Source organism: Desulfothermus sp., assembly GCF_053993635.1.
Genome location: NZ_JBMYBT010000131.1, coordinates 15,469 through 35,715 on the forward strand (window position 1 = coordinate 15,469; position 20,247 = coordinate 35,715).

General features: G+C 32.6%; 22 protein-coding genes and 1 riboswitch. Of the genes, 18 read left to right on the forward strand and 4 right to left on the reverse strand.

What is annotated here, in order from left to right:
* Positions 1-201: 201 nt before the first annotated feature.
* Both ACY2V1_RS09660 and ACY2V1_RS09665 read right to left on the reverse strand, forming a co-directional pair.
* Complete coding sequence (locus ACY2V1_RS09660; RefSeq protein ID WP_461834589.1) at positions 202-2,361, reverse strand: sensor histidine kinase; 2,160 nt, start codon at positions 2,359-2,361, stop codon at positions 202-204.
* Between the two features lie 8 nt (positions 2,362-2,369).
* Positions 2,370-2,954: a DUF4390 domain-containing protein gene (locus ACY2V1_RS09665; protein WP_461834590.1), complete on the reverse strand. Its 585-nt coding sequence runs from the start codon at positions 2,952-2,954 to the stop codon at positions 2,370-2,372.
* A 77-nt stretch (positions 2,955-3,031) separates the two neighbouring features.
* Here ACY2V1_RS09665 and ACY2V1_RS09670 point away from each other — a divergent pair, with 77 nt between their 5' ends.
* From ACY2V1_RS09670 to ACY2V1_RS09695, 6 genes are all read left to right on the forward strand, one after another.
* The gene (locus ACY2V1_RS09670) at positions 3,032-3,499 is read left to right on the forward strand and encodes a 23S rRNA (pseudouridine(1915)-N(3))-methyltransferase RlmH (RefSeq protein WP_461834591.1); all 468 of its coding nucleotides are present in this window, start codon (positions 3,032-3,034) and stop codon (positions 3,497-3,499) included.
* Between the two features lie 95 nt (positions 3,500-3,594).
* A complete protein-coding gene (locus ACY2V1_RS09675; protein WP_461834592.1) occupies positions 3,595-4,956 on the forward strand; it encodes a diguanylate cyclase in 1,362 nt (453 codons plus the stop codon).
* A gap of 107 nt (positions 4,957-5,063) precedes the next feature.
* Positions 5,064-5,747, forward strand: a complete 684-nt coding sequence (gene queC / locus ACY2V1_RS09680; RefSeq protein ID WP_461834593.1) for a 7-cyano-7-deazaguanine synthase QueC — start codon at positions 5,064-5,066, stop codon at positions 5,745-5,747.
* A 19-nt stretch (positions 5,748-5,766) separates the two neighbouring features.
* Positions 5,767-6,204 (forward strand): iron-sulfur cluster assembly scaffold protein, encoded by a 438-nt coding sequence (locus ACY2V1_RS09685; protein WP_461834594.1) that lies wholly within the window; start codon positions 5,767-5,769, stop codon positions 6,202-6,204.
* Between the two features lie 139 nt (positions 6,205-6,343).
* Entirely contained in the window at positions 6,344-7,210 is an 867-nt protein-coding gene (locus ACY2V1_RS09690; protein ID WP_461834595.1) for a P-loop NTPase, read from the forward strand.
* Between the two features lie 117 nt (positions 7,211-7,327).
* Complete coding sequence (locus ACY2V1_RS09695) at positions 7,328-8,179, forward strand: MBL fold metallo-hydrolase (protein WP_461834596.1); 852 nt, start codon at positions 7,328-7,330, stop codon at positions 8,177-8,179.
* A gap of 18 nt (positions 8,180-8,197) precedes the next feature.
* Here the strand turns inward: ACY2V1_RS09695 and ACY2V1_RS09700 are convergent, their stop codons facing one another.
* Together ACY2V1_RS09700 and ACY2V1_RS09705 are read right to left on the reverse strand one after the other, a co-directional pair.
* Positions 8,198-8,452: an FmdB family zinc ribbon protein gene (locus ACY2V1_RS09700; protein ID WP_461834597.1), complete on the reverse strand. Its 255-nt coding sequence runs from the start codon at positions 8,450-8,452 to the stop codon at positions 8,198-8,200.
* Positions 8,453-8,490: 38 nt separating this feature from the next.
* Positions 8,491-9,360 (reverse strand): damage-control phosphatase ARMT1 family protein, encoded by an 870-nt coding sequence (locus ACY2V1_RS09705; protein ID WP_461834598.1) that lies wholly within the window; start codon positions 9,358-9,360, stop codon positions 8,491-8,493.
* 234 nt (positions 9,361-9,594) lie between these two features.
* Positions 9,595-9,840: riboswitch (cobalamin riboswitch) on the forward strand.
* Positions 9,841-9,928: 88 nt separating this feature from the next.
* Here ACY2V1_RS09705 and ACY2V1_RS09710 point away from each other — a divergent pair.
* From ACY2V1_RS09710 to cobJ, 12 genes are all read left to right on the forward strand, one after another.
* The gene (locus ACY2V1_RS09710) at positions 9,929-10,942 is read left to right on the forward strand and encodes a FecCD family ABC transporter permease (protein ID WP_461834599.1); all 1,014 of its coding nucleotides are present in this window, start codon (positions 9,929-9,931) and stop codon (positions 10,940-10,942) included.
* Between the two features lie 2 nt (positions 10,943-10,944).
* Complete coding sequence (locus ACY2V1_RS09715; RefSeq protein ID WP_461834600.1) at positions 10,945-11,736, forward strand: ABC transporter ATP-binding protein; 792 nt, start codon at positions 10,945-10,947, stop codon at positions 11,734-11,736.
* A 1-nt stretch (position 11,737) separates the two neighbouring features.
* Positions 11,738-12,724, forward strand: a complete 987-nt coding sequence (locus ACY2V1_RS09720) for an ABC transporter substrate-binding protein (RefSeq protein WP_461834601.1) — start codon at positions 11,738-11,740, stop codon at positions 12,722-12,724.
* Positions 12,725-12,749: 25 nt separating this feature from the next.
* Positions 12,750-13,463 carry a precorrin-2 C(20)-methyltransferase gene (cobI, locus tag ACY2V1_RS09725; protein ID WP_461834602.1) on the forward strand — a complete coding sequence of 238 codons (714 nt, stop codon included), beginning with the start codon at positions 12,750-12,752 and terminating at the stop codon, positions 13,461-13,463.
* 48 nt (positions 13,464-13,511) lie between these two features.
* The gene (locus tag ACY2V1_RS09730) at positions 13,512-14,144 is read left to right on the forward strand and encodes a precorrin-8X methylmutase (RefSeq protein ID WP_461834603.1); all 633 of its coding nucleotides are present in this window, start codon (positions 13,512-13,514) and stop codon (positions 14,142-14,144) included.
* A 144-nt stretch (positions 14,145-14,288) separates the two neighbouring features.
* A complete protein-coding gene (locus ACY2V1_RS09735) occupies positions 14,289-15,185 on the forward strand; it encodes a hypothetical protein (RefSeq protein ID WP_461834604.1) in 897 nt (298 codons plus the stop codon).
* Positions 15,186-15,188: 3 nt separating this feature from the next.
* Positions 15,189-16,283 carry a cobalt-precorrin-5B (C(1))-methyltransferase gene (locus ACY2V1_RS09740; RefSeq protein WP_461834605.1) on the forward strand — a complete coding sequence of 365 codons (1,095 nt, stop codon included), beginning with the start codon at positions 15,189-15,191 and terminating at the stop codon, positions 16,281-16,283.
* Between the two features lie 5 nt (positions 16,284-16,288).
* Positions 16,289-16,603 (forward strand): J domain-containing protein, encoded by a 315-nt coding sequence (locus ACY2V1_RS09745; RefSeq protein ID WP_461834606.1) that lies wholly within the window; start codon positions 16,289-16,291, stop codon positions 16,601-16,603.
* The gene (gene cbiE / locus ACY2V1_RS09750) at positions 16,579-17,820 is read left to right on the forward strand and encodes a precorrin-6y C5,15-methyltransferase (decarboxylating) subunit CbiE (protein ID WP_461834607.1); all 1,242 of its coding nucleotides are present in this window, start codon (positions 16,579-16,581) and stop codon (positions 17,818-17,820) included. The genes ACY2V1_RS09745 and cbiE overlap by 25 nt, the downstream gene beginning before the upstream one ends.
* The gene (gene cobM, locus ACY2V1_RS09755) at positions 17,821-18,576 is read left to right on the forward strand and encodes a precorrin-4 C(11)-methyltransferase (protein ID WP_461834608.1); all 756 of its coding nucleotides are present in this window, start codon (positions 17,821-17,823) and stop codon (positions 18,574-18,576) included. It abuts the gene before it with no gap.
* The gene (locus ACY2V1_RS09760) at positions 18,560-19,618 is read left to right on the forward strand and encodes a cobalt-precorrin 5A hydrolase (protein WP_461834609.1); all 1,059 of its coding nucleotides are present in this window, start codon (positions 18,560-18,562) and stop codon (positions 19,616-19,618) included. Before cobM ends, ACY2V1_RS09760 begins: the two co-directional genes overlap by 17 nt.
* A gap of 13 nt (positions 19,619-19,631) precedes the next feature.
* Positions 19,632-20,247: precorrin-3B C(17)-methyltransferase (gene cobJ, locus ACY2V1_RS09765; protein WP_461834610.1), on the forward strand; the 616-nt coding region annotated here is incomplete at its 3' end.

Sequence of the window (20,247 nt, forward strand, 5' to 3'; positions counted from 1 at the left end):
TTGTTTCGTTTAGTGATGTCCACAAAGCAATAGATAAACAGCCCTCCAGAGCCTCGTAAATATTTTTTAAAAGTTTAACCTTAATTTTACATATATAAACAACTGAGTTCAGATGCCAGCATGGAGTGCTGTGGATTGGCAATTAGTTTTTTCTCATAATAGATAATCAGCCTAATTTGTCAAAAAAATGACTAAGCTTTGCTAAGCTGGCAGAATTATTTGAAAACAAGTACCTTTTCCCTTTTGAGAAATCGCTGTTATCTCGCCACCATGTTCTTTTACAATGGATCTGGCTATGGTAAGTCCAAGACCAGTGCTACCTTTTTTCATGGAAAAATATGGTTCAAATATTCGAGATTTCTCCTTTGAACTCAGTCCTGGACCATTATCCTTTATTTCAACTACCACATTTGAAGAATTTTTATCAAAAGTACAATTAATTTCAATTTCTGGATTTTCTTTTCCTTGCAATGCTTCAACAGCATTATTTAATAAATTAATTATCACCCTTTTTATAGCATTTGCGTCGAAATTAAAAGCAGGGATCTGTGGATCAACATTTTTTATCCACAATATCTTTGGGTAACTGGATGTATATAAAATATAAATTTCATCAATCAAGGTTTGTATATTATTTTTACTTGGAGTTATTTCTGGGAGTTTTGCAAATTCTGAGAATTCTTTAACCAAACCCTGAAGGTGATCAACCTGTCTTACTATTACTCTAACTCCTTCTTTAAATGCTGGATCATCTATTAAATTGGAAAATTTTTTCTCCAATCTCTGGGCAGAGAGTTTTATGGGGGTTAGGGGATTTTTTATTTCGTGTGCTATTCTTTTTGCAACCTCCTGCCAGGCAGCCAACCTTTGCATCTTGTCTAATTCTGTTATATCCTCAAATACTATAATGGTGCCTACCTGTTCATTTCCATGTCTTTTTAAGCTAACTAAGTTTAACAAAAGTTTTCTTTCTTTTTTATCTACTAAAATGGTAAGTTGTGTCTGTATTACTTTGTGTGGAAATTTCTCTAATTTAGGAAATAGGGAGGAGAATTCCTCTTTATAATCTCCTGGTAAGATGTCAAATAACCTTTTGCCTACTATGTTTCCTTCCGGGATTTGTAAGATTTCCAGGGCAGATTTGTTTATAGTGTTAATTTTGAATTGGCTATCTAAACTGATCACTCCGGATGTTATGGTATTAAGAACCGCTTCCATGTACTGCCTTCTATGTTCCAACTCTTTATTTTTTTTGTATAAGATCTGGTTTGTATCATTTAACTGTTTCTGGCTTCGCCTTAGCTCTTCAGCCATAAGATTGAATGATTTTACTAGTGTACCTAACTCATCCTCTGACTCATCTTCAATCCTCACCTCGAGATCTCCCAAGGCGATCCTTTTAGTAGCTGAGGACAGGGCCTGGATAGGATATGATATTTCCTTGGCCAGTTTTAGTCCAAACCAGATTGAGCCAAAAATTATCAAAAGGGTCATTACCCCTAAAAGTATGTAAAGGGATGTTTTCAGGGGTTTTTTCAAAGATTTAAGTTGATTATATTCATAAACTCCCTGTACTATTTTTTCCATTTTTTCAGTAATTGGATATTTAAGTCTTATACCCAATACTATAAATTTGTATTTTTGTGCACCATTGTTTTTTAAATGAGCAACACCCAAAACATAATCCAATCCTTCAAAGGAATATATATTTACCCAAAACTCTTTATTTTTTTCTATAGCTTCCCATTCTATTTTGTCTTTTAGTTTATTCCAAATTTTTTTCCAATTCTCCTGTATAAATCCAATTTCCCTTTTGTCTTTTTTTAAGATTAAAATTCCTGTATTATTTTCTTTAGCAAAATTACTAATTAATGTAATTAATTTTTTTTCATTGTATCTATTGAAATGTATCTTCTTAAATTTATCTAATTTAGTCTTTAATTCATCCTGAATGTATTTATAGTTTATTTTACCTATTTCAAGTGCTGTTTTTAAAGAATTATCAATTTGATTTCTAAACCAATAATCAACTGATGTTTGTACAAATTTTACAGAGATCAAAAACATTAGTATAGTGGGTATAAAAGATAAAGATATAAATGAAAGAACTAATTTAGTTCTTAACCTTGATCCGCCTACTTTTCTCTTTCTGTCTAAAAACAATTTAACACTATTTCGAATAACTAAAAATAGTATTACCAACAAAAGAATTACATTTAAATTAAATACAATTAAAAAAAGATATGAATTAACTCCAAAAAATTTTAGTTCAATCCAGCTGAATAGTATAATTAATATTACAGATATAAGTATGATTAAAAATTCAATTTTGGTCTTTTTGGGGATGTTTATATGTTTCATAAGTAAATTTAGAATTTAAAATTAATATGGTATTCAGATGGAGGTGTTATGTCAAAATTCCAGAAAAAAAGCGTCTTTTCAATCCAATAAGGAACCTTTTTTTTTAGAGAAAACCTAAGTATTAGGTCATATTTTTCTTCGCCAGTAGGGGTTGTCCATATTGGTAGTTTGAGATTTATAGTTGATATTTTCTCAATTAGTTTATTTATAGAATTTGTGGAGTAAATTGACTTATTTTTTTCCCTGATGGAGAATTTGTTACTTATGGGATTAAAAAAGATATTTAATTCCTGATCGTTGCTAAATACTGTTTTGTCAAAGAAGAATTTAATTTTTTTTTGAATTTCCACCTGATAGTAAAACACTACCTGAAACTTGTTGTCCTTGATTATTTTTTGGAATTTTTCTGGGTCAATTACATTAAGGGATATCTGGATACTGACGTTTTTATTACTGGTATTTAAAATAACATTTTCTAAAGTTATATCTTGTAAAAATGCCTTTGTTGGTAATACTAAACATACAGCTAAGACCAAAAATGCAATTAGCCGTTTGAATTTAATGAATTTTTTAGAAGTAATTCTTATTGACATTATGGACGTTTTCTCTTTGATTTTATCTTAAAATTTTATTGCATCCTGAAAAGGTAGAATATAAAGTTTTTTGTCATATGGCAAGACGCATAAAGTTTATTTTTGTGGGCAAGGTCAAACAGGATTTTTGGAAAAAAGCTGAAAAATTTTATCTGCAGAGGATTAGCAATTTTTTTAATGTACAAATAATCGTAGTCAAGGACTCCAAAAAAGGTTCCATAGATAATAGGGTCAATTTTGAGTCCAGGGAGATTTTGAAAAAATTGTTGCCTTCTGATTTTCTTGTTATTCTTGATGAGAAGGGGAAGTTCCTATCCTCTATGGATTTTGCCAAAAAATTGACAATGTGGACTGAACTACCAAATAAGACTCCTTGTTTTGTTGTTGGAGGATCATATGGGCTTTCTCAAGAGATAAAAAAAAGATCTGATTTTTTATTTAGTTTGAGTCCTCTTACCTTTACCCATGAAATGGCTAGAGTAATCCTCTTAGAACAAATATATAGAGCCTACCAGATTTTGATAAACTCATCATATCATCACTGATTTGGTATTTTTTTTGCTTTTAATTTAATAAAAGCAAAAAATTCCTTATTACCATTTGTTAGCAATCTAATAATCCTAAACCAAGAGGGATGGATATGAAAAACACAATTGAGTCCCAGGGAAAGGTCATTGGTGTTGATTTTAATGATGAGGAAAAAAATAAGATTTTCAATATAATTGACTGTAACGAAATCACCTTTGTAGAATCAAAAAGAGAAGATTCTTTTGAAGGTGTGGTTGGTAATAAAGATGCTTATGTGATCTTGATTCCCTGGAGACATTGGATAAGGTTATCTAATAATAGTAAAGATAAGTCTTTAAAAAAATTTTACATAAAAAAAATTGAAAACTCCTTTTTTGGTGACTCTGATATACTCACAGAATGCGTGGTGGCAATATCTTCTAGATTGTTGAAAAAAGATGAGGAATTAAAAGGGATTATAGACGAAGCAAAGGGGATCTATAATTTTATTTCAAATTTAAAAAAAGAGATTGCCTTATACAAAGAGCTCTATTTTAGAAAGGCAACTCAATTGGATTTTTTAGATGATTTTTTTAAAACAGTAACTCTCCCTAGATGTGTGAAGGAAATTCTAGAAAATGGATTTTTAAAGATTAGAGATTATTTTGCTGTTAATAGCTTTTGTATTTTAATCCCTGGAGAAAATAATGGTTATAAATTCTATGTTACCAATAATAAAAATTTTTGGATTAATTATGTTGAGAAAAAACTAAAGTTAAAGAAAAATAGTTTAGAAGTTGTAACATTGGGAATTGAGGTTCAAACAGATAAAGATTGGGACATTGTGGATGTATCTCCATCCCTGGAAAATTTTAAAGTTTTCATTTCTATAGATACAGATCATATGGGATATGATGATTTTGCTGTATTGGAGATGGCTATAGACCATCTATGTCTGCTCATTCAACGTGGTGTAGAATATGAAAAATTGTCCTCATTTGCATATATCGATTTTTTAACTGGCGTAGGTAATCGTCATTATTTTGATATGGTGATTAAACAAGAGATAAAAAGGCATGAAAGACTTGGATCAAAATTCAGTGTAGTGATGATTGATATAGATCACTTTAAGGATATAAATGATAGATTTGGACATGTTGCAGGTGATATGGTCCTAAATCAACTGGCAAATATAATTAAGGACAATGCAAGGGAAATTGATCACGTAATCCGTTATGGTGGTGAGGAATTCCTCTTGATATTGCCCCATACAAATAAAGAAAATGGCCGTATATTTGCTGAGAGACTGAGGAAAACAATTGAAAATTATAAGTTTGTAATTGATGATGGGAAAACAATAAAAATTACTGTAAGTATGGGGGTATCTGAGTTTGATCCAAAGGGGAAATATCCTATTGAAGATATTTTAAAGAGTGCTGATAGTGCCCTTTACAATTCAAAAGAGATGGGAAGAAACAGAGTAAGCGTTGTTTAAATTTAGTTAGTTAAAAATGGCAATCTAAATTAAAATCCCTTGACCTCCCTCTAAATGGGTCTTAATGTCTCACCCAGGAAAGTAATCGATTGAGGGGTGTGATAGGGGTGAGACATACCAACAAAGAACATGCAATTGTTTGTTTGTCTGGAGGACAGGATTCAGCAACCTGTCTTGCCTGGGCAAAAGAAAAATTTGAAAAAATATTCAGTGTTTGTTTTATATATGGCCAAAGACATATAATTGAAGTTGAGTGCTCGAAAAAACTTTCCGAGCTTGCTGGGTGTGTAAAACACTTTGAAATAAAAATAGACCAACTTTTTTCGCAAATAACTAAAAGTAATTTAATTAAAAACAGCGGGGATTTTAATAGGCCCTTTGAATTTGATGAGGACCTTCCAGCCTCATTTGTCCCTTTTAGAAACTTGTTTTTTATCTCCTCTGCAGCTTCTATTGCATACACCTATGGCATTAAGAATATAGTGGTTGGTGTATCTCAGACAGATTTTAGTGGCTATCCTGACTGTAGAAATACCTTTATTAAGTCTTTAAACGCCACCTTAGAGCTGGCTGTTGACTCTTCTTTTGAAATACATGCTCCACTTATGTATTTATCAAAAAAAGACACTGTGTTGCTCATGAAAGAGCTTGGAAAGTTAGATTGGTATAAATATACCCACACCTGTTATGAGGGAGCAAGAGCAGCATGTGGAAAATGTCCAGCATGTATCCTTAGACTCAAGGGATTTAAAGAGGCTAATATCAAAGATCCTATTGAATATAGAAAGTAGAATTAAAGGAGGAAAGACCATGGATGAGTTAGATGAATTTTGTCAAGGACTACAAATTGATATGGATAAAAAAGTAGAAGATATCTATGGGAAAAAAATAGCTGAGATATGGAAGAATTTAAAATATTTTAATGTATTAGAAAAAGGTGATGGTATTGGCAAACTTACTGGGAGTTGTGGAGATAGTGTGGAAATTTTAATAAAAGTAAAAAGCGGAAAGATAGATGAGATTTCATACTGGACAGACGGTTGTATCGCTACAGTAGTCTGTGGATCCCTTGTGTGCGATTTGGCCCATGGGAAACCACTGGAAGAGGCTGAAAAAATATCAGGAGAAGATGTTCTTATAGAACTTCCAAAATTGCCTGAAGATCATCATCATTGCGCATTTCTTGCGGCAAATACATTGCATGAGGCAATTGGGGATTATTATAGAAAAATGCAAAAGCAAAGATAATTTATCAATGGTTTAAAATTAAAGGTTTCAAAAAAAGTTAGAATGTGCTAATTTTTTTCTTTACAACGTTTTGTTATGAACTTAATATATTTTTGTCTGGTTTATTTAGAGTGATTACTAAAACAGGAGGTTTATGGGTATGAGTGAGAACAAGTGTGAAATGGAGAAAAAAGAGTGTGAGAGTTGTTCAAAAAAAGGTTCTTGTGAAGAGTATAAGGATGAAAAATTAAAACAAACACTTAGCAGGATTAAACATAAAATCGTAATACTTTCAGGAAAAGGTGGGGTTGGAAAGAGTTCAATAGCCACAAATATAGCTGTGGGATTATCTTTAAAGGGTAAAAAAGTAGGACTTATGGATGTTGATGTCCATGGCCCATCTATCCCACGTTTATTAAAATTGGATGGAGCAAGGCCTGAAGTTGGTGCAAATGGAATGTATCCAATTGCATGGTCTAAAAATTTATCAGTAATTTCCCTGGGATTTTTACTTCCTTCTAAGGAGGATTCTGTAATCTGGAGAGGTCCACTTAAGATGGGAGTAATAAAACAATTTATAGAGGATGTGGTGTGGGGATTTTTAGATTATCTTGTAGTGGATTGTCCCCCTGGCACTGGTGATGAGCCCCTCTCTGTTATGCAGCTTATGGGAAAAGAGGCCCGTGCAGTGATAGTGACTACTCCACAGGACGTGGCAGTTGATGATGTGAGGCGGTCAATTAATTTTTGTCGTCATACAGGGAATCCAATAATAGGTGTTGTTGAAAATATGAGTGGCTTTGTATGTCCCCATTGTGGTAAAGAGGTAGATATCTTTAAATCAGGAGGAGGGGAGGCCCTGGCAAAGGAGACAGGGGTCGAGTTTCTTGGAAAGATACCCCTGGATCCCAAGTTGGTAGAGGCTGGAGATAGCGGTGATGTATTTATTAAATATCATCAAGACTCACCAGCAGCCAAGGCCCTTTTAAAGATATTAGAGCCAATATTAAAATTGGATGAAAAATAGGGTTGTTAAAAATAATGGAAATTTGATAAGAAGGGACGAAAAGATTCGTCCCTTTTTTTGTTTTTTAACTATTAAATACGCATAAATATATGCGTTCTGGAAGGGGAGGTGTAAACTATGTCCACAAAAATTACAATATTATGTGAAAACACAGCAGGCGCTATGTTTGGGCTCATTGGTGAGCATGGTTTTTCTGCTTTAATTGAAAAGGACGGTGAAAAAATTTTGTTTGATACTGGTCAGGGTTTTACTTTAAAACACAACGCATCTATCTTAGGTGTTGATTTTAAAGAGATTAACAAGATAGTGATTTCTCATGGGCATTACGACCACACAAGTGGACTTGTAGATGCTTTATATCCCCCAAGGGGAGCAAAGGTATATCTTCACCCTGATTGTTTTGGTGCAAAATACGCAAAACTTAATACTCCAAAAGGATGTGACTATGTGTATATTGGGATTAAATTTAAGAAAGAAATATTAGAAGATTCTCTTAAAGCTGAATTTGTGTATCTAAAAGAATTTACAGAGATTTCAAAGGGAATTTATTATTCAGGTGAGGTACCAAAGGAAGAGAAATTTGCCATAAAAGACACACGTCTTGTTGTAAGAACAGATCATGGAGAATATATTGAAGATCCATTTAACGACGATATAAGCTTACTCATTGAAACAGACAAAGGCCCTGTTGTATTACTTGGATGTGCACACAGTGGAGTTGTAAATATTCTTAGATATTTATCAAAAAAAACAGGGCATAAAAAATTTTATGGAGTAATTGGCGGTACCCACCTTGGATTTTTCCCACCAGGAGAGGAATTAAACAATATTTTAGATGAGCTTGAGCGTTTTTCAGTTGAGCTTGTTGCAGTTTCACATTGCACAGGTCCTGTTGCCGCTTCCCACTGCTATATGAGGTTTAAAGAGAGATTTGAATTTGCAAATGTTGGGTGGTCCAAGGAGTTTTGATTTTTTGAATAGTTTTTTTCAGTGGCACTTTCCACAGGGCTCACTTCTACCACAACAGGTCTTCCCCGTAGTTTCGAATCTACATTCTTTCCCCTCTCTTTTATGGGAAGTAGAAGAGCTCGTTCCCTTTAAAATAAATCCCATCCCGCCGCTGATTAAGCGTTTGACTGTGCCTCCGCATTGGGGGCACTCATTTATTGGATTATCTGACATTGATTGTTTTATCTCAAATTTATATCCACAGTTTGTGCATTCATATTCATAAGTTGGCATAGAATTCCTCCTTTTTCCCTCTGAACTCCCTTATTTTTTTAATCATTTTTATCCTCTTTAATTGGTCGTGTCAATACACAAGAACCCACCTGAACATTGGCATGATTTGCAATAACATTACATTTTGCCTTAAATAAGAAAAAGATATTGTGTTCTACATTGCTTAAGCTTTCAAAATTGCCCTGACCCTTTGCAATAACTAAATCCGAATTCCAGAATTTATTTAAGAATTCTTCTTTGCAGTCTTCTAAAATAGTTCCTGGTGCATCTGATCCATTGTCTATAACATTGACAATTTTAGGTAAATTGCAAAATTCAGCATCATGGATAGTTGCATCATTTATAATAGGGCCACCTCTAACTACTAGCGTTATTTTTTCTGGGCCAATTTCTTCAATAAATATTTTATCAAATACTATTTCACCGGCATTATCTGCTAAATAAAGGATATTTTTTGAATTTTTTATTTCTTTTTTAAATAATTGAAAATCTCCAATAACTGGTTGTGATAATCCGTTGGCTATGGATTTTTCTACTTCTTGTTCTGTAATATTATTTTTTACTCCAAGGTCTATAATGTTTCCTGCCATGGCAAGCCTCATGGCAGTATTTATGGGATCTGGAGAGTCCTTTACCATTGATTTTAGTTTTGGATATATTTTTATTGCCAATTTATTATGCCTGATTTTTATCTCTTTGTATGGGTCTGGATTATTGGTTATTTTTCTGATTAATGAATGGATGTGTTTTGCAGTATATGGTGGTGGTTTTGACATATCTATTTTGCTTAAACTTAGAAGCGCTTCTCTCAATAATTGCTCTTGAAGTTTTTCGTCTGCTCCAGTTATTTTTCCTACGTCAAGACAATGACGAACAAAACATGGGATGCATTCCAAATAGGTCTTCATCTCTTTATCCCCTTTATTAAAATCTTGGGATTCTTTTTAAGAAAAGTTTTTATTTTTGACAACTAATTTATTGTAGGAGGCGAAATATTTCTCAGATATCAACAAATTTGTTAGGAAAACAACCATCCCTAGATGAAAAATATATAACTTGGGAACTTTTAAGTTTTGCTTGAAGATTTTCATTTTATCCATTAATACCTTGTTCAAATTTTAGTGCTCATGCTCTTTTTTAAATTATTTTATAACCATTCAGGTGCCTATTTGGGCTTAAAAGGGAATCCCGTGAAAATCGGGAACGAACCCATCGCTGTGATAGGGGGACGAAAGCTGCAAAGGCCACTGCCAAAGCACCTGGGTTTTAACCTTAGAACCTTGAACATAGAACTTAAAACCTAGAACTTTTTTAGGTGTTTGGTGGGAAGGCGCAGTGACTAGGATGATCCCTTGAGTCAGAAGACCTGCCTGAATGGGAACGGATCTTGTTGTTAAACGGCAAGAAATTTTTTGGACCTGGATGAAAATGGGACATCCTGGTTTGTCAAAAAAAAAGACAAACTGGGATTTTTTTATGAAAAAATTTTATTTTCAGCTTATTTTTGCATTTATTTTTCTTATTCTCACAGTAATTATATCTCTTGGTCTGGGATTTGTAAAGATCCCTTTTTTTGAAATTATAAAGATTATTTTATCTAAGTTAACTGGTATAACATACGATAATATTTCCAATATACATTCCTCTGTTGTCTGGGACGTTAGACTGCCCCGTATAATTTGTGCTGCTTTAGTTGGCGCATCCCTCTCTGTTTGTGGGGTTGTGTTTCAGGGCATCCTTTTAAATCCCTTAGCAGATCCATATACCCTGGGAATTTCTGCAGGTGCTGCCTTTGGAGCATCAGTTGCCTTGCTTTTTGGGTTCAACTTCTTGGGAATCTATAGTGTACCTTTTTTCGCATTTGTCTTTGGGCTTATAACCCTTCTTGTAGTTGTATATCTCTCTTCTACTTCCAGTGGTGGAATTTCATCAAACAATTTGATCTTATCAGGTGTTATTGTATCAGCGATTCTCTCTGCTGGTATTAGCTTTTGTAAATACCTGGCGCAGGAGAGGGTTTCAGTTATTGTGTTTTGGCTTTTAGGGAGTTTTGCATCATCTACCTGGACAAGCGCATTATTAATTGTAGGGTGTCTTATTATATCCTTTGGTGTATTTATATTTTATTTTAGAGAGCTTAATTTGCTTAGCCTTGGGGGAAAAACAGCTCTATCAATGGGTGTGGATCCAAATAGGGTGCGTATATTATTGCTTGTATTTGGTTCTCTTTTAACTGGTGTCTGCGTATCATTTTCTGGAATTATTGGATTTGTAGGCTTGCTTGTTCCCCATATGATGCGATCAGTGGTAGGTCCAAATCATTTAAAACTTTTGCCTATCTCCCTAATATGCGGGGCAATAATGCTCACTATGGCTGATACACTAACCAGGGCCGTTCTACCTACAGAAGTTCCAATAGGAGTGCTTACTGCCCTAATAGGTGGACCCTTTTTCTGTTATATATTTAGGAAAAAACAGGTAGGTTTTTAAAAGTGGTTAGTGAAATCCTAAAAATAGATCATGTTTCGTTTTCGTACCAAGATCTACTTGTTTTAAAGGACATTTCTTTTAAGTTTTATCCAGGTAAGTTTTATGGAATTTTAGGTCCAAATGGGAGTGGAAAATCCACATTACTCGATATATTGCTTGGTTTTAAAACTCCAGACAAAGGCAATGTGTTTTTATTTAAAAAACATATAAAAGAAATAAAAAAAACAGAAATTGGAAAGAAAATATCATATGTGCCGCAAAATTTTACTTTTAATTTCCCATTTAGTGTTGATGAAATTGTGACCATGGGTAGATATCCATATATTAAGAGATTTTCTTTCCCAACTCAAAAAGATTTTGAAATTGTAGAGCACGTGGAAAGGGAAGTAGATATATTTAAATTTAGAAATAGATTGATAACTGAATTAAGTGGAGGTGAAAGGCAAAGGGTTATGATAGCACGGGCATTAGCCCAGGATACACCAATTTTTCTATTAGACGAACCAACATCTAATCTGGATGTAAAGCACAGTTTAAGAATATTAAATAGTTTTAAGAAGAGGGTGATTAATAAAAATAGGACTGTAATATGCGTATTTCACAACATAAATGAGGCTTTATTTTTTTGTGATGAATTAATATTTTTAAAAAATGGTGAGATTATAATAGGTGGTCCTACAGGTGATATTATAAATGAAGATATCTTAAAAAAGATATTTGAAGTAGAGGTTATGCTTCGTTTTGAAAAAAAATTAAATTGTTATCAAGTAATATTTACAAATGGGAGGTATTAGTATGAGAAGAAAAAATAATGTAACAAAATTTTTAATAATCAATTTATTTTTATTTGTAGTTAGTTCAACATTGGTCTATGGATTTAAAATAAAAAATGATATGTTAACTGATGATGGAGGAAGGCATATAAAAATAACTAATCCATATAATAGAATAATTTCTCTATATCCAGCACATACTGAAAATCTTTGTGCATTACATGGTTATAAATATATAGTTGGTATATCTATAAGTGATACATATCCTCCATATATCTTAAAGAAACCAAAATTTTCTTATCATTTTGGGGTGGAGAGATTTTTAGTAGTTAAACCGGATTTAGTATTAATCAGACCAATGATAGAATTTGGATATCCCAATTTAATAAAAAAATTTAAAAAAGAAAATATAGCTGTTATTTCAATACAGCCCAATAATATATCTTCTCTATATAGCTATTGGATGGCATTAGGTTTAATTATTGGAAAGAGAGAAAATGCACAACAAATAATTGCAGACTTTAAAGATACTATAGAATTTTTTCATTCAATCAATAAAAAAATAAAACACAAAAAAATGGTTTTTTTTGAGTCTATACATAGGAAATTTAAGACATTTGCTCCAGATTCCATACCAATGTTTGTTTTGAAATCTGCTGGGGGAATAAATATAGCCCAGGACGCATATGAAGTAAGAAATTCAAATATAGCAGATTATGGTAAAGAAAAAATATTGTCTCATGCTAGTGAGATAGATGTGTTTTTGGCACAACGAGGTCGAATGAATAGGATAAGAATAAAGGATATAAAAAAAGAACCTGGTTTTAATATAATCAAGGCAGTGAAGAATAATGAGATACATCTTGTAGCTGAGGAAGTTACATCTAGACCTACTATTAGGCTCTTAATGGGGATATATGAGATAGGCCATATTTTATATCCAACTTATTATGATAATAGAGTTAAACAACGTATTCAAAATATACTTAAAAAATATTATCAAAAATAAGCTTAGTTTTGATGGAGAGGTCATTATGGAGAAAAGAGGGAAATTATACGGTATAGGTGTAGGCCCAGGAGACCCAGAGCTGATAACAGTGAAGGCTGTAAAAATTTTAAAACAGGTTGATATAGTATATTCTGCATCTTCAAGCAAGAATGATCATTCAATGGCTTTTGATATTGCATCCAGATACATTCCCAAAAAAACTAAATGTATTTTTTTGCCTTTTCCTATGGTCTTAGACAAAGAAGAAGCAGAGAAATACTGGCGCTCACATGCTGAAAGGGTCAAAGAAGATGTATATAATGGTAAGGATGTAGCTTTTTTGACAGTAGGAGATCCTTTAACATATTCCACATTTGGATATTTGTTGAGATGTTTTAAAGAGATTGCTCCAGATGTTGAAATAATAATAATTCCTGGTATTACATCTTATCAGGCGTCTGCAGCAGTGACTAAGACAGTACTTGCTGAGGGTGAGGAAGTGCTAACTGTAGTATCAGGGGTTAAAGGTGGTGATCATTTAAGAAGACTCTCAACTATATCTGACAATATTATTTTTTTAAAGGCCTATAAAAATATTAAAGATATATACGCTGCCTTAAAAGAGACAGGGAGGTTAAAATCTAGCGTAGCTGTTAAAAGATGTGGATTTGCTGACCAGGAAATTATACATAACATTGAAGAGCTATTAAATAAAAAGGCCTTATATTGGACATTGATAATTTCAAAAAAAGGTAAATAAGCTGCGATGGGATATTTTTTATTTTTTGCTTAATTATAGGAGTTAACTATGTTAAATATAATTCGTCCTGAAGAAATTGAAAAAAGGTCTTTTGAAATAATAGAAGAAGAGACAAAAAAGATTAAGGGTAGTATTCCATTTTCCAATGAAAAGTGGCAGATTGTAAGGAGGATCATCCATACCACCGCAGATTTTGATGTGTTAGACAACATAGTTTTTCATCCTGATGCAATAGAAATGGGAAAAAAGGCAATAAAAAATGGATGTATAATTGTCACAGATACAAATATGGCAAAAGCAGGAATTAGCAAGGCCAGGCTTAAAAGATTTAATGTAGAGGTTGAATGTTTTGTATCAGATGAAGATGTTGCCAAAGAGGCAAGGATTAGAAATTGCACAAGGTCTATGGTTGCTATTGAAAAGGCTGCAAAAGTTGGAAAGGATATTATTTTTGGAATTGGTAATGCCCCAACTGCTATATTTCATTTGATTGATTTAATGGGAAAAGGAGAGGTGAAACCAGCCCTTATCCTTGGAATGGTGGTTGGCTTTGTGGGTGCTGCTAAGTCAAAGGAAGAATTAATTTCTCGTTCAATCGCTCCATATATTGTACTCAAAGGCAGAAAAGGGGGATCACCAATTGTTGCTGCCACAATAAATGCACTTTTGGATTTGTGTTAAGTTGAATTTTTGTATAATAAAAAAAGGAATGGAACAATTAAGAGGACTTTAGAGATCTGAGCTTAATCTCTAATAAATATCTAGACTACGATGAAAAATAGAGAATTATTAAGAGGTTAAGTATATTTTATAGGGGGTGTGGAGATGGAAGAACTGGCTCTCAAACAAAAAGTTGGTATGCTTGAAGATGCTCTTATGCAGCTTGTATATCAATCAAGAATAACTGATATGAAGATAGGTCGATTGAGTGATGAGATGAAGGACTTCAAGGACGAGATGCTGGAATTTAAGAATGAGATGAAAGATTTCAAAGATGAGATGAAGGCCTTTAAGGATGAGATGAAGGAGTTTAAGGATGGAGTAGTTGTATTTCAAGATGAGATGAAGGCATTCAAGGACGAGATGCTAGAGTTTAAAAACGAGATGAAGGACTTCAAAGATGAAATGAAAGAATTTAAGGATGAAATGAAGGACTTCAAGGATGAAATGAAAGAATTCAAGGACGAGATGCTAGAGTTTAAAAACGAGATGAAGGACTTTAAAGACGAGATGAGAGAGTTTAAGATTGAAGTAAATGAAGACAGGAAGAGAATGAATAAACAGTGGGGAGAACTGGCAAATAAAATGGGAACTATTGTTGAGGATATAGTTGCTCCTGCTATTGGTCCTGTTGTTAGAAAATATTTTAATTGTGATCCAGAAGAGATAGCTATTAGGATAAAGAGAAAGAAAAATGGATTAAAAGATGAATTTGACGCTATATGTGTATGTAAAGATAGGGTGTTTTTATTTGAAGTAAAAAGTACACCACGTCCTGAATATGTTTTTGATTTTAAGAATAAAAAGAAGGAAAATTTTTTAAAGCTCTTTCCTGAACACAAAGACAAAGAACTAGTGTTAATTTTTGCATCTCTTCGTTTAGAAGAAGATATTTTAAATCTACTTACAAAACAGAAAATTCTTGGTATGGCATACAGAGAATGGGAATATATGGATATTTTAAATTTTTCTAATGTCTATGGTGAATGTTTTAGTAAATAAAAAATGGGAAAAAAAACAGGTCTAAGAATAGGTTATACAACAGGATCATGTGCTACTGCTGCTGCAATGGCGGCAGTTATGGCAATTTTAGGTGAGGAAAAAAGAGAAGTGGACATTCCAACTCCATCTGGAAAAAGATTAAGAATTCCCATTGTTAAGATTACTAAAGATGGAAATTTTGCCAGGGTATTGGTAAAAAAGGATGCAGGAGATGATCCTGATGTCACCCATGGAGCCCTTATTTGCGCAAAGGTATCAATACAACAACAAGATAATGAATCCATTGTTGAGATTTTCGGTGGAAAAGGGGTTGGAATTGTAACAAAGCCAGGTTTACCTGTTAAGATTGGTCATGCTGCCATAAATCCTGTTCCCAGAGAACAAATTAAAAATGGGGTGTTAGAGATATTAAATAGGTTCAAAATTAAGGCAAAGGTATGTGTAATAATTGAGGTGTTAGAAGGGGAAAAAATCGCCAAAAAGACTTTGAATCCAAGGCTTGGGATCATTGGAGGAGTTTCTATTTTAGGGACAAGGGGTACTGTTATCCCTTATTCTGCCGAGGCCTATAAAGAAACTATTTTTTTGGCAATGGATGTTGCAAAAACAATGGGACTGGATCACATAGCCCTTACAACTGGTGGCAGGAGCGAGCGGCTTTTAATGAATATTTTAAACTTTCTTCCAAAAGAGGCATTTATACAAATTGCAGATTTTTTTAAATTTTCTCTTAAATGTGCAAGCAAAAAGGGATTTAAGACCATTAGTTTTGGTGTTTTTCCTGGAAAATTAATTAAAATGGCACAAGGGTATGAATACACCCATGCAAGGGAAACAAAAATAGATTTTGATCTACTTTCAAAATGGGCAAAAGAAATCGGCTATTCAAAGGAAATATGTCTCGAGATAAAAAAAGCCAATACTGGCAGACATGTCATGGAAATAGTAGATACAGAAAAAGAAAAAAAAATGAAATTTATAGAATTTTTATGTAATAAGGCTGTTTTAGTGGCAAAGAATTTTTCTAGTTACAGATTGAAAATAATTTACCACGTGTTTGATTATACTGAAGATTTTATCATGTCCTATCAAGGATAGCACTTATGGATACTTTTTTAAAAATAAAAAAGGCCAGAGAGTTGTTAAATATTGGAGAAAAAACATCTATAAAGGAAATTAGAGAAAATTATCTAAATCTCTTAAAAAAATATCATCCAGATACTGGAGATGGTGATGTAGAATATTTAGAAAAAATGACAAAAAAAATAATTGATGCATATAACTTACTCATGGATTATTGTTACACTTATGAAATTTCATTTAAAAAACAAGATATTGAAAGATTTCTAAAAGACGATGAATGGTGGTTTTATAGGTTTGGTGAAGACCCTTTGTGGGGAAGGACAAAAGAAAAATAAAGAAAAATATGATAAAAATTATTGGACTTGGACAAAATTTTTTAGATATCCCTCCATCATACGTAAAAATAATTGAAAATGCAGATATATTAATTGGAGGAGCTAGACAATTAAGCCCCTTTGATTATGTTAAGTGTGAAAAATTAAAAATAGTCCCGCCTATAGATAAATTAATAGCTAACATTAAGACTTTGAAAGACAAAGATGTAGTTGTGTTGGCTGATGGTGATCCCCTTTTTTTTGGAATTGGTGAAAGACTCATAAGAGAACTTGGAAGAGATATTGTTGAAATTTATCCCAATGTATCGGTTGTTCAAAGGGCAGGAGCAAGGCTTGGATTATCTCTTAAAGACATCTATGTTGTTTCCTTGCATGGTAGAGACAATTATTATGATTTGTTTAGTGCTATTTCCTGGAATAAATATGTGGGTGTATTTACTGATAAATCACATACACCTGCAAAAATAGCAAAAATATTCTTAGATAGAGATATATTGAATTTTAAATTTCATATCTTTGAAGACCTATGTCTTAGTTCAGAAAGGGTTTTGAGTTTAAGTATAAAGGGTGTATTAAACTTTAATTATTCTCCTTTGAACTTTTTGATCTTAGAAAGAGAAAAGGATCCAGAAATAACTCCTTATCTTGGGATGGATGATAGTCTATTTTTTACAGATAAAAAACAACTTACTAAAAAAGAGGTAAGGGTGATTTCATTGTCTAACATGCAGATTAGAGAAGACAGTATTATTTTAGACATTGGAGCTGGATCTGGAACTGTTTCTATTGAAGCACTTACACTAGCAAAAAAAGGCAGAGTGTATGCTATAGAAAAAGATCCAAGACGTGCTGAAATAATCAGATTAAATAGAAAGAGGTTTGGAGTCTATGCACTAGAAGTAATAGAAAATAATGCAGAAGATATATTAGAGTCTCTGCCTCGTCCTGATAGAATCTTCATTGGTGGTGGCCTTATAAATAATCCCCAGTTACTTAATTTATCATATGAAAGATTAAAATCAGGTGGAATAATAGTGGTAAATACTGTTCTTTTAAATAGCTTTTATAAGTGTATAAGATTTTGTAAGGAAAAGAAAATTCACTTTGAGGTAATTCAGATGAATGTAAATAGGGCAAAAGAACTATCTGAGAGTTTTTATTTTGTGCCTATAAATCCTGTAATGATTATAACTATTTTTAAAAGAGAGGTGGATTAGATGGAAGCAAAGGTATATTTTATTGGGGCTGGACCTGGTGATCCAGATCTTTTGACAATTAAGGCAGCAGAAATACTTCAAAAGGCAGATGTGATAATTTTTGCTGGCTCATTGGTGCCTGAAGATTTAGTTAGGAAATTTGCCAAAAAAGAATGTAAAATAATAAACTCTGCTCCCTTAAACTTAGATGAAATACATTCAATCATAAGGGATTCCATAAAAAAAGGCCTTGTTGTTGCAAGGGTGCATACAGGAGATCCTTCCATATATGGTGCTATCCATGAGCAGGTATACCTTTTAGAAAAAGACAATATTGCTTATGAAATAATTCCAGGAATTTCTGCTGCATTTGCAACTGCAGCAAAGGCTAGGGTTTGTTTTACAATTCCAGAAATGGCTCAGACACTAATAATTACCAGATTAGAAGGAAAGACCAAGGTGCCAGAAAGAGAAAGCTTTGAAAATCTTGCAGCAACTCTATGTCCTATGGCCATTTATCTATCCGCATCAAAGGTAGATGAACTTCAGAAAAAGTGTCTTAATGCGGGATATGAAAAAAATACTACTGTTGTAATTGGATATCGCATTGGATGGGAAGATGAAAATATAATTATAACTGATTTAGAAAATTTGGTGGACAATGTTAAAAAATATAATATAACAAGACAGGCAGTGTTTTTAATATTACCCTACAAAGACCAGATATATTTTTCAAAGCTATACGATCCCGAGTTTTCCCATGGTTACAGAAAATAAAATAGCAATTTATGTTTTAAATAAATTTGGTCTTAGAGTAGCACAAAAGATTTTAGAATATATAGACAGTGCAGAACTATTTGTAAAAAAGGGGGTTACAAAGAATATAAACAGCCATGAGTTTAATAATATAAAAAGTATTGTAAAAGAAAATTTTTTTAAATACAAATCACATATTTTTATTTGTGCAACAGGTATAGTAGTAAGAACTATATGTCCTTTTATATGTTCCAAAGATATAGACCCTGCTATAGTTGTTATAGATCCAGCAGGCAAGTATGTAATAAGTCTTTTGTCTGGCCACTTAGGCGGTGCAAATTCCCTTGCTAGATATGTTGCAAAAAAAATTACTGCTATTCCCGTTATAACTACTGCTACAGATTCTTTTAATTTGCCAGCAATTGATGAAATAGCAAGGATTTTGAATTTAACAATTGATGATATAAAAAAGATTAAAATTATAAATTCAGCTATATTAAATCATAAACCAATTTTTGTATATGATCCTTTGAATTACTTAAATATACAATCTTTTTTTCCTTCAGATTATTCCCTTGTAATTAAAAGTGATTTAAATAATATAAAAAAGAGCGATATAGGAATTATATGTGATTATAAAGAGAATAAAGTAGATAACAATAAAATAATTTTATATCCAAAGGTATTATACGTTGGCATAGGTTGTAATAAGGGGACTCATTTTTCAGAGATTTTGGATCTATTTAACTGCGTATTTTCCGAAGAAAATTTAGCCGCTGATTCAGTTTGTGCCATAGTGACTACAGATAGAAAAAGCAATGAACAAGGTATAATAGAGTTTACAAAATTTCTAAAAAAAGAGCTCATTTTTATTGATCACTTCAAGTTAGATAAAATAAAAGTTCCAAATCCATCTGAGAATGTTAAAAGACATATGGGGGTGCCTAGTGTCAGTGAAGCTTGTGCAATTATAGCTTCAAAAGGAAGATTAGTAGTTGAGAAAAGAAAATCAAAAAATGTTACAATTGCTGTAGCTATAAAGGATTTAACATATTCAAAATAGGAGATATATTGATATGAACTATGGTAAATTAAACATTATAGGAATTGGTCCTGGAGGAGATGAACACATAAGTTTTTATGCAAAGGATACAATTATAAATTCTGATGTAATTGTTGGTTATAAAAAATATATAGAATTAATTGAACATTTAACGACTGGAAAAGAAGTATATTCAACTGGTATGATGGGTGAGATAAAAAGGTGTGAGGCAGCTATTGAGTATGTATTAGATGGAAAAGATACATCTGTTGTATGTAGTGGAGATGCTGGTATTTATGGACTTTCTGGTCTTATTTTAGAAATCTTAGACAAAAAAGGATTAATTAATCAGATTAAAGTGGAGATAATACCAGGTATCCCTGCCTTTGTTGCATGTGCAGCATCTTTAGGTGCACCTCTAATGCATGATTTTGCGTGTATTAGTTTAAGTGATTTAATGACTCCATGGGATGTTATTGAAAAAAGGATCTATTTATGTGGAGAAGGGGATTTTGTTACTGTAATCTATAATCCAAAATCAAAAAAGAGAAATTGGCAGATTATTGAGGCTATAAATATATTGAGAAAATTTAGAGATGAAAAAACGCCTGTTGGGATTGTAAAAAATGCAACAAGGGATGGAGAAAAAA

Coding starts and splice junctions, on each gene's coding strand:
- ACY2V1_RS09660 (WP_461834589.1), bottom strand. CDS start 2,361: ATGAAACATATAAACATCCCCAAAAAGACCAAAATTGAATTTTTAATC.
- ACY2V1_RS09665 (WP_461834590.1), bottom strand. CDS start 2,954: ATGTCAATAAGAATTACTTCTAAAAAATTCATTAAATTCAAACGGCTA.
- ACY2V1_RS09670 (WP_461834591.1), top strand. CDS start 3,032: ATGGCAAGACGCATAAAGTTTATTTTTGTGGGCAAGGTCAAACAGGAT.
- ACY2V1_RS09675 (WP_461834592.1), top strand. CDS start 3,595: ATGAAAAACACAATTGAGTCCCAGGGAAAGGTCATTGGTGTTGATTTT.
- ACY2V1_RS09685 (WP_461834594.1), top strand. CDS start 5,767: ATGGATGAGTTAGATGAATTTTGTCAAGGACTACAAATTGATATGGAT.
- ACY2V1_RS09690 (WP_461834595.1), top strand. CDS start 6,344: ATGAGTGAGAACAAGTGTGAAATGGAGAAAAAAGAGTGTGAGAGTTGT.
- ACY2V1_RS09695 (WP_461834596.1), top strand. CDS start 7,328: ATGTCCACAAAAATTACAATATTATGTGAAAACACAGCAGGCGCTATG.
- ACY2V1_RS09700 (WP_461834597.1), bottom strand. CDS start 8,452: ATGCCAACTTATGAATATGAATGCACAAACTGTGGATATAAATTTGAG.
- ACY2V1_RS09705 (WP_461834598.1), bottom strand. CDS start 9,360: ATGAAGACCTATTTGGAATGCATCCCATGTTTTGTTCGTCATTGTCTT.
- ACY2V1_RS09710 (WP_461834599.1), top strand. CDS start 9,929: ATGAAAAAATTTTATTTTCAGCTTATTTTTGCATTTATTTTTCTTATT.
- ACY2V1_RS09720 (WP_461834601.1), top strand. CDS start 11,738: ATGAGAAGAAAAAATAATGTAACAAAATTTTTAATAATCAATTTATTT.
- cobI (WP_461834602.1), top strand. CDS start 12,750: ATGGAGAAAAGAGGGAAATTATACGGTATAGGTGTAGGCCCAGGAGAC.
- ACY2V1_RS09730 (WP_461834603.1), top strand. CDS start 13,512: ATGTTAAATATAATTCGTCCTGAAGAAATTGAAAAAAGGTCTTTTGAA.
- ACY2V1_RS09735 (WP_461834604.1), top strand. CDS start 14,289: ATGGAAGAACTGGCTCTCAAACAAAAAGTTGGTATGCTTGAAGATGCT.
- ACY2V1_RS09740 (WP_461834605.1), top strand. CDS start 15,189: ATGGGAAAAAAAACAGGTCTAAGAATAGGTTATACAACAGGATCATGT.
- ACY2V1_RS09745 (WP_461834606.1), top strand. CDS start 16,289: ATGGATACTTTTTTAAAAATAAAAAAGGCCAGAGAGTTGTTAAATATT.
- cobM (WP_461834608.1), top strand. CDS start 17,821: ATGGAAGCAAAGGTATATTTTATTGGGGCTGGACCTGGTGATCCAGAT.
- ACY2V1_RS09760 (WP_461834609.1), top strand. CDS start 18,560: ATGGTTACAGAAAATAAAATAGCAATTTATGTTTTAAATAAATTTGGT.